At 69.2% G+C, this 8,280-nt stretch carries 9 protein-coding genes and 1 pseudogene; 3 read left to right on the top strand and 7 right to left on the bottom strand.

The features are described from left to right. The 4 genes and pseudogenes from E1218_RS33405 to E1218_RS33390 all read right to left on the bottom strand — a co-directional run. Positions 1 to 528 (bottom strand): annotated as a pseudogene (locus tag E1218_RS33405) (excinuclease ABC subunit UvrA); the annotation flags it as partial. 114 nt (positions 529 to 642) lie between these two features. Beyond that, positions 643 to 1,050: a VOC family protein gene (locus E1218_RS33400; protein ID WP_132327042.1), complete on the bottom strand. Its 408-nt coding sequence runs from the start codon at positions 1,048 to 1,050 to the stop codon at positions 643 to 645. 5 nt (positions 1,051 to 1,055) lie between these two features. Continuing rightward, positions 1,056 to 1,496: a helix-turn-helix transcriptional regulator gene (locus E1218_RS33395; RefSeq protein WP_132327041.1), complete on the bottom strand. Its 441-nt coding sequence runs from the start codon at positions 1,494 to 1,496 to the stop codon at positions 1,056 to 1,058. 80 nt (positions 1,497 to 1,576) lie between these two features. Next, the gene (locus E1218_RS33390; RefSeq protein ID WP_132327040.1) at positions 1,577 to 2,545 is read right to left on the bottom strand and encodes a saccharopine dehydrogenase NADP-binding domain-containing protein; all 969 of its coding nucleotides are present in this window, start codon (positions 2,543 to 2,545) and stop codon (positions 1,577 to 1,579) included. A gap of 96 nt (positions 2,546 to 2,641) precedes the next feature. On the opposite strand from E1218_RS33390, the gene E1218_RS33385 reads away from it, so the two are divergent. After that, positions 2,642 to 3,586: a helix-turn-helix domain-containing protein gene (locus E1218_RS33385; protein WP_132327039.1), complete on the top strand. Its 945-nt coding sequence runs from the start codon at positions 2,642 to 2,644 to the stop codon at positions 3,584 to 3,586. 28 nt (positions 3,587 to 3,614) lie between these two features. Here the strand turns inward: E1218_RS33385 and E1218_RS33380 are convergent, their stop codons facing one another. Then, positions 3,615 to 4,580: a DUF4037 domain-containing protein gene (locus E1218_RS33380; RefSeq protein ID WP_202866336.1), complete on the bottom strand. Its 966-nt coding sequence runs from the start codon at positions 4,578 to 4,580 to the stop codon at positions 3,615 to 3,617. A 187-nt stretch (positions 4,581 to 4,767) separates the two neighbouring features. Here E1218_RS33380 and E1218_RS33375 point away from each other — a divergent pair, with 187 nt between their 5' ends. Both E1218_RS33375 and E1218_RS33370 read left to right on the top strand, forming a co-directional pair. Continuing rightward, positions 4,768 to 5,184, top strand: coding sequence for a VOC family protein (locus E1218_RS33375; RefSeq protein WP_132327038.1), 417 nt, complete (start codon positions 4,768 to 4,770; stop codon positions 5,182 to 5,184). A 129-nt stretch (positions 5,185 to 5,313) separates the two neighbouring features. Further along, positions 5,314 to 6,405, top strand: a complete 1,092-nt coding sequence (locus E1218_RS33370; RefSeq protein ID WP_132327037.1) for an epoxide hydrolase family protein — start codon at positions 5,314 to 5,316, stop codon at positions 6,403 to 6,405. A 219-nt stretch (positions 6,406 to 6,624) separates the two neighbouring features. On the opposite strand, the gene E1218_RS33365 is transcribed toward E1218_RS33370, so the two are convergent. Both E1218_RS33365 and E1218_RS33360 read right to left on the bottom strand, forming a co-directional pair. After that, positions 6,625 to 7,404 carry an MBL fold metallo-hydrolase gene (locus tag E1218_RS33365; RefSeq protein WP_132327036.1) on the bottom strand — a complete coding sequence of 260 codons (780 nt, stop codon included), beginning with the start codon at positions 7,402 to 7,404 and terminating at the stop codon, positions 6,625 to 6,627. Then, on the bottom strand, positions 7,401 to 8,192 hold the full coding sequence (locus E1218_RS33360; RefSeq protein ID WP_132327035.1) for an alpha/beta hydrolase: 792 nt from the start codon (positions 8,190 to 8,192) through the stop codon (positions 7,401 to 7,403). Before E1218_RS33360 ends, E1218_RS33365 begins: the two co-directional genes overlap by 4 nt. Between the last annotated feature and the right edge of the window lie 88 nt (positions 8,193 to 8,280).

Below are 8,280 nucleotides of genomic sequence, written 5' to 3'. Positions count from 1 at the left end.
GTGGTAGACCGCGTTGCGGACGACGGTCTTCTCGCCGGCGCCCTTGTCGGCGACCATCGAGCCGGTCGCGGTCCGCTTCGGGACGTTGAACGAGTACGCCGCCGGCGGCCCGACGTGCGGTTCGCCGAGCCGGCTGAACAGGATCCGCAGCATCGCGTTCGCGTCGGTCGCCGTACCGACGGTCGAGCGGGGGTTCGCACCCATCCTTTCCTGGTCCACGATGATCGCCGTCGTCAGGCCGTCCAGCAGGTCCACCTCGGGGCGGGCCAGGTTCGGCATGAAGCCCTGCAGGAACGCGCTGTAGGTCTCGTTGATCAACCGCTGCGACTCCGCGGCGATCGTGCCGAACACGAGCGAGCTCTTGCCCGAGCCGGAGACGCCGGTGAACACCGTCAGCCGGCGCTTCGGGATCTCGACGCTGACGTCCTTCAGGTTGTTCTCGCGCGCGCCCTGAACCCGGATCAGGTCGTGGCTGTCGGCGGCGTGGGCGGCGGGCGAGGACGGGCTCTTCCTCGTGGCCTTGGTCATCGTGGTCTCCATCCGGGTGTGCGGGGACCGCGGCTGTGGCCCCCCGTCGGCGTCGCGTGCGGTCGATTCAACCAGCTTTCACGCCGATTTCTGCTTCATCGAGGGCCGCAGCGGTCAGCCGGCCTGTGCGATCCGGATCATGTTGCCGGCGGGGTCACGGAACGCACAGTCGCGGACACCGTACGGCTGATCGGTCGGCTCCTGGACGACCTCGGCGTTCGTGGCCTCGATCGTGGCGAAGGTGGCGTCGAGGTCCGGGGTCCCGAGGTTGATGCTCGCGTAGGTGCCCTTGGCCATCATCTCGACGACCGCGCGCTGTTCGTCCTCGGTGAGACCCGGAGTGGCCTCCGGCGGGTAGAGCACGATCGCGACGTCCTGGCCGACCGGTCCGACGGTGATCCAGCGCTTGCCCTCGTAGCCGACGTCCATGCGGACCTCGAAGCCCAGGACGTCGCGGTAGAACGCGACGGCGGCGTCGGGGTCGTTGTGCGGTAGGTAGGTCTGCTGAATTCTGAGGTCCATGACGCTCACGCTAGCCGGGGCGCGCCGGGCGGCACTTCTCGATTCCTGATCGGTCTGGTGACCTGTTTCGCCACGCACGCCGGGATGCCGTTGGTCGAGCGCGCCTCCTCCTGCTCCCGGTACACACTCGGCGGTACGCCGACCAGTTCGGTGAACCGGGTGCTGAACGTCCCGAGCGACGAGCACCCGACCGCGAAGCAGACCTCGGTGACGCTCAGCTCACCCATCCGCAGCAACGCCATCGCGCGCTCGATCCGCCGGGTCATCAGGTAGCTGTACGGCGACTCGCCGTACGCGAGCTTGAACTGCCGGCTGAGGTGCCCCGCCGACATGTCCACCCCACGAGCCAGCGCCTCCACGTCCAACGGCTGCGCGTACTCCCGGTCGATCCGGTCCTTGACCCGCCGCAACAACGCCAAGTCCCGCAGATCCCTGACCCCAGCCACCCCAAGATCATGCCATGCCCGCGGTCGTGGCCGGCGGCAGCGCGCTCCCCGGTTGAGGTAGGCGGTAGTCCCGGATCACGTCATGGCAGTTCGACGGTGATCTGCGGCGCCAGCGCCCGGAGGAAGTCTGCCGCGTCGAACATCGCCCCGGCGGACGCCACCCCAGCCGTCCGCGTCTCCCCGGCGATCAACCGTCGTACCGCCTCGACCGCCAGCGGCGCCGTCACCGCGTAGATGTCGCGCCCCCGCGCGACCGCCCGCCGCTCGACGCCGTCGGCCCGGACCCGCACATCGACGACGAACGTCTGGTCGGCATCCCCGCCCAGCGCGGGCGCCGGCGTGTCCGGATCAGCCAGGTCGCCGGCAGCGACCGCTGTCATGAAAGTCCGCACATCTGGCACGTCGACATGACTGGGAACCGTCACCACGTCGGCCATGCTGAACTCGGCGATCACCGCCTGCACCCCGAGCGGCTCCGGGAATTTCCACTCCAGCTGCGTCGGTTCGTCGTCGTGGTACTCCAGCGCACCGTCGCGGAAGCGCACCCGCCGACCGGCCCGACGATCGTGCGACACCTCACCGGCAACGCGCGTGCCCGGCGTCGGGTGCCAACTGCTCAGGCCGTACGCGATCTGCACCGAGTCGGCCGTACTCCGCTCTCCCAGCGCCGCCGTCACCAGCAGATCGCCCAGCCCACCGAAGAACGCCACCGCAGGCACGACCGGTGCCGCCGCTGTGGGGTAGCCGGCGAACGTCGAGGCGTTCGCCTCGATCTCGGCCGCGACGTCGACGTACGGGATCCCGGCGCGCAGGGCCGCCTCGATCACCGGTCCGGCCGTCGTGGCGAACGGTCCGGCGGTGTTGATGACCGCATCCGCGCCGTCGAGTGCGCGGTCGAGGGATGCCGGGTCGTCGACCGTCGCCTGCCGCATCCGCTCGCCGACCGGCCGGCGCCCAGCCGGGAGCGGCGTCAGGCCGTACCGGGCCAGTTCGGCGACCACGAACCGTCCCGTGTGCCCGGTCGCTCCGTACACCACAACCGCAGTCATCTCGTCCGTCCTCCACTTGTTGGCTGTGACGAGTCTCGCGGTCCGGCGACCGGCAGCGTGAGCGACCGGAACGACATCATGCGTACACTTTCGGACATGCACACCGTCGCGCTGGCCACCGCCGGCCACCTGCTCCATTTCGAGCTCGGCGTGGCCTGCGAGATCTTCGGCAATCCCCCGGTCGAGGTGTCGGGAGGCTGGTACGACGTCCAGCTGTGCGGACCGGAGCCGGTACAGGTCGGCCCCTTCGCGGTGGAGCCGGACCACGGGCTGGAGCGGTTGGTCAGCGCCGACACGGTGATCGTGCCGGCCTGCGCCGATGTCGACGAGGCACCCCCGGCGGAGCTGATCGATGCCGTCCGTTCGGCTCATAAGGCGGGTGCGCGGATCGCGTCGTTGTGCACAGGCGCGTTCGTGCTCGGCGCGGCGGGGCTGCTCGACGGGCGGCGGGCAACAACCCACTGGGCGCACACTGCGCAGTTGAGCGCGCGGTATCCACTGGCCGAGGTCGATCCGGACGTGCTCTACACCGACAACGGGTCGGTACTCACGTCAGCGGGCAAGGCAGCCGCCGTGGACCTGAGCCTTCATCTGATCCACCTCGATCACGGCGCGAACGTCGCCAACAGTGTGGCCAGGCGTCTCGTCGTACCACCGCACAGGTCGGGTGGTCAGGCGCAGTTCGTGGCGACTCCGGTGCAGGTCAGCGGTGACAATCGGCTGGCTGAACTGCTGGCGTGGGTGCTCGAGCGATTGGATCAGCCGTTGGCCGTGACCGACATGGCTCGCCGGGCGAACACCAGCCCGCGCCATCTCGGCCGGCAGTTCCGGGCGGTGACCGGGCAGACGCCGCTGCAGTGGCTGCTGACCCAGCGGGTACGGCGGGCGCAGGAGTTGCTCGAGACAACCGATCAGAGCGTGGAGTCGATCGCGGTCGCCACCGGAATGGGCACCGCGACCACACTCCGGAGGCAGTTCAAGCGCGTCGTCGCCGTACCCCCGGACACCTACCGACGCACCTTCCACCAGATCGACGCCTGAGCCGCACGCCGGTGAAACCAGCTGTCGGCTAAGGCTGTGTGATCGCGGCTCGGCGTGCGGCTGGGTCGACGAGCACCTGGACGTTGTCAGTGCGCTGTTCGATGCTGCCGCGGCCGCGCGGCAGGTCTGGAGCGGACGCCAGCAGCTCGTCGATGATCGCCGAGTTCGGGTGCAGGTACGGGCGGTCCCAGAAGTCGACGGTCGCCGGGCCCGGCGCCGGGAGGCCGGCCGCTCGCTGACGGCTCAGGAGATGGTCGAGCGCCCTCGCCAACTGCTGCTGGCGGTAGCGCCAGTGGTCTGCCTTCAGCGTCTTCCGGAGCGGTTCGCCCACCTCGCGCGCACACGGCAGCCGGGCGAACATCGTCCCGCGCCACTTCGAGTACGGCGGCCAGCGCCGTTCGACCAGGAACGCCAGATGGACCGCGACGTCGACCAGCCGGGCCGCGATCACCCGCGAACCGAGGTCGTCACCGAGCTCCCCGGCCCGGCTCATCAAGGGCATCTCCTCCGCGAGCCGGGTCCAGTCGCAGGCCACCACGTACCGCCAGACGTCGTCCGGGTACCACTGCAACCGGTCGCGGACCGCGGTGATGTCACCGGGCTGGTCGACGAACACCGGTCCGCCGACCACTTCCAGGACAGACTGGCCGCTCATCGTCAACCAGTCGATTGTCGACAATCCCTGCCGCGGATCGACGCCGAGCCGAGCGGTCACGAACCCCTCGACCGACGACACGTCGACATGGTGGATCGCCTCGGTCTGCCCGGTGAACGGGAACCGCGTCGGCAACCCCGCGTACGTCGCCGGCAACTCCGCGGCCAGGTACGCGTTGATCTCGTCGACGACCGCCCCGTCGACCAGCAGCGACAGCCGCAGGCCCCAGTCGTGATCCCGCGAGGTCTCGTCGTCCAGCCCGAGTACGTCGGACCCGCTGCCGAGCCGCCCGGCCGCATGCGGCAACCCCGGCCATTTCTTCCCGATCAACGGCCTCACGACGTCGTCGTAGTACCTCCGGGCCAATACCCGACCATCCTCCACGCTCCGATAGTGCCTGACCCCGCAGCGTCCCACGACCGGATTTCGCTGCCGACACACACCGCGTGTCGACCGGACCCACGCGGCGCAGCGCATTGAGAGCTTCATCGGGTGATAGTCGAAGGGTGGACGGAAGGAGCTTGTGATGGCGTACCCGCAGCGGATGCACACCGTGCTGGATGCGACGGATGTTCGTGGGCTGGCGGAGTTCTATCGGGTGTTGTGCGGGTGGCAGTACCGGCCCGGGGACGACGTGCCCGGCGACGGAGTCGTGGATGACGCGGACTGGCTTGTGCTGGTCGATGACGAGGGGCGCCGACAGTTGGCGTTCCAGCAGGTCGACGTGCTGCCGCGGTCGACCTGGCCGTCGCAGGACGTACCGATGCAGTTGCATGTCGATTTCGCCGTACCGTCGCTCGGGGAGTTGCGGCGGCACCGCGCACGGGCGGAGGAACTGGGCGCCGAGGTCCTGCTGGATCGGACGCATGAGGCCGGCGAGCCGTTGTACGTGCTGTCGGACCCGGCCGGCCACCCCTTCTGCCTGCTCGTGGGCCACCCCTGAGCTCCTGAACTCGCTGGATGGTCAGACGCTTCCATCCTCGACAACTCCCGTGACATTGATTGGCATGACCAACAATCATTGCTATTGTTGGTCACGCCAACGTTCATTCGAATCCTCGGAGTCAAGCCGATGATCACCCCTTTCCGCATCGACATCCCGCAGGCCGACCTCGACGACCTGACCGACCGCCTCGCCCGCACCCGGTGGCCCAACGAGGTCGCCGATGATGCCGGCTGGGACTACGGCTTCCCGCTCGCGCGCCTGCAGGAGCTGGCCGAGTACTGGCGCACCGGTTACGACTGGCGCAAGCACGAGGCCGCGCTGAACGAGCTGCCACACTTCACCACCGAGATCGACGGCCAGACGATCCACTTCGTGCACGTCAGGTCGCCGAAACCGGACGCGCTCGCGCTGATCCTCACCCACGGCTGGCCCGGTTCCTTCCTGGAGTTCCTGGACGTGATCGAGCCGCTGTCACCCGACTTCCACCTGGTGATCCCGTCGATCCCGGGGTACGGCTTCTCCGGTCCCACCCACGAGCGCGGCTGGGACATCGTCCGGGTCGCGCGGGCCTGGGCCGAGCTGATGCGCCGGCTCGGGTACGGGCGTTACGGCGCGCAGGGCGGCGACTTCGGCTCGGGAATCTCGCTCGCACTCGGCGCGGTGGCACCCGAGCAGGTCGTCGGCGTGCACGTCAACTACCTGCCGACCCGGCCGGACCCGGACGCGAACGTCGAGCTTTCCGCGACGGACGAGGCCCGGCTGGACAAGGTCAGGCAGCTGATGGCGAACCGGCCGCCGTACCAGGCCCTGCTCGCCTCCACCCCGCAGACCATCGGCTACGCGCTGACGGACTCGCCGGTCGGTCAGCTGGCCTGGATCGCCGAGCGCTTCGCGCAGTGGACGGACCCGCGGTCGCCGATCAGTGACGACCGCATGCTGACCGACATCTCGCTGTACTGGCTCACCGCCACCGCGGCGTCCTCGGGACGGCTGCACCACGACGCCCCGCGCCGGATCGAGCCGTGCCCGGTCCCGGTCGGCGTGGCGGTCTTCCCGCACGACATCACCCAGTCGGTGCGACCGCTGGCCGAGCGGCTGTACGACGTCAGGCACTGGTCGGAGTTCGACCGCGGCGGCCACTTCGCCGCGATGGAGGAACCGGACCTACTCGCCGAGGACGTGCGGCACTTCTTCCTCACCGAACTCCAGCACGACTAGCGGCGGCGCCCCTCACATCACACCGGCTGCTTCACGGTCGAGCAGGGCGCCACGGTGCTGCTGCATTTGGCCACCGTTGACGCCGACGGCCGACCGCAGCCTCCTTCGCCGACGACGGCTCGCTCCTCCTGGTCCGCAGACAAAATGGCGTTCTGGAATCTCCGGCTGTTCGTGCTGGAGGACGACGAGCAGGTCGCCGCGAGGACGGCGTACGTGTGGTTAGACGGGGACTAGGCCCGGTACGCCCGGGTCCAGCCAGTGGGGGTTCAGGGTGCTGGTGGCGAACGCCTTCGTGACGGCCGGGCGCCCTTGGGAGAAATGGCTCCACCCCTCGTAGTGCACCGGGATCACCGTGCGTGGGCGCAGGAGGGAGCACAGGTCGACGCCGTCGCGGCCGGTCATGGTGTAGCGCAGCGGGCCGGTTACGCCGAACCGGACCGCCCCGAGGTGGAGCAGTACCGTCCCCACGTCGAAGCGCTCGCCGACCCGACGAAGGCCGTCGTACAGGACGCTGTCGCCCGACACCCACAGCGCACCATGCTCCTGCCCCGGCCACCCGACGACGAAGCCGACCACGTCGCCGGTGATCCGCCGGCTGAACGGCGGACCGTGCCGGCACGGCGTCGCGGTAATCGACAACGGCGGCCGCCCGCCTCGGCTGACCGTGTGAACAGACCAAGGCGCCAACCCGACAGCCCCACCACCCAGCCGCGCCGCCCCAGGCGGCGTCGTCACCACGGTGCCCACCTTCGCGAGCAGCGTCCGGCCGAGGTCGTCGAGATTGTCGGCATGCTGATCATGAGTCAGCAGTACGGCGTCGATCGGCGGCAACTCGTCGACGCCGACCGCCGGCCCGGCCGTCTTCACCGACGACGAACCGAACCCGAACGCGTACCGCCGCCCCGGCGGATCGAACGTCGGATCGGTCAGCAACCGCCAGCCGTCGACCTCGATCAGCGTCGTCGGGCCGCCGATGTGGGTGATCCGAGCCAGGCTCACGAGTGCGCCAGCGCCCAGTCCAGCACCTCGTCGGCGATCCGCTCCCAGCCCTCCTGCGCCGGCAGCAGGTGCGCGTACCCGTCGTACTCCCGGATCTCGGTGACGGTGTTCGACTTGTAGTGCTTGGCGTTCGACCGCTGCACCTCGGGCGGCATGATGTGGTCCTCGGAGCCGGACACGAACAGCAGCGGCGCCCGCGCGTCGTTGTTGTAGTCGACCCAGGTGTCCTGGTGACCGGGCTGGAAGTTCGCCAGCACGCTCCCCCACAGGATCCCGCCGTTCGCGGGGATCGCGTACCGCTCGTAGAGCCGGCGGCCCTCCTCCTCGGTGAACGTGTTGGTGAACGCGTACTGCCACTGCTCGAACGACAGCGGGACCGTCCGGTGCCGGTTCGCCGGGCTCTTCAGCACCGGGAACGTCGACTTGACCTGGGACAACGGGACGACCCGTACCCCTTCGGTCGGCGCGGAGTTCATCGCGACCCCGGCGGCGCCGAACCCGTGGTCGAGCAGGATCTGGGTGAACGCGCCGCCGGCGGAGTGACCGATGATGATCGGCGGGTTCGCGAGCGGTCGGATCACCGACTCGAGGTGGTCGATGATGGCCGGCACGGTCAGTTTCAGGATCGGCGTCGGGTCGGCGTTCAGCGACTCCACCTCGGCCTCGAACCCCGGGTAACCGGGTGCCAGCACCGTAAAGCCTCGGGCCTCGTAGTGCGTGATCCACTGCTCCCAGCTGCGTGGCGTCACCCAGAAACCGTGAACGAGCACGATGGTGTCAGCAGGCATGATCGCGTGTCCTTCCGTCCGGGGTTTTGCCGGAAACGTAGCTGTCCGTCGGTCGTCCTCCGTAGGATGTGCCTGCACGGATCTGGGC

Origin of the sequence: Kribbella turkmenica (assembly GCF_004348725.1) — a bacterium.
In the GTDB taxonomy this organism is placed as follows: Bacteria; Actinomycetota; Actinomycetes; order Propionibacteriales; family Kribbellaceae; genus Kribbella; species Kribbella turkmenica.
This window is presented reverse-complemented; position numbering and strand designations above follow the sequence as displayed.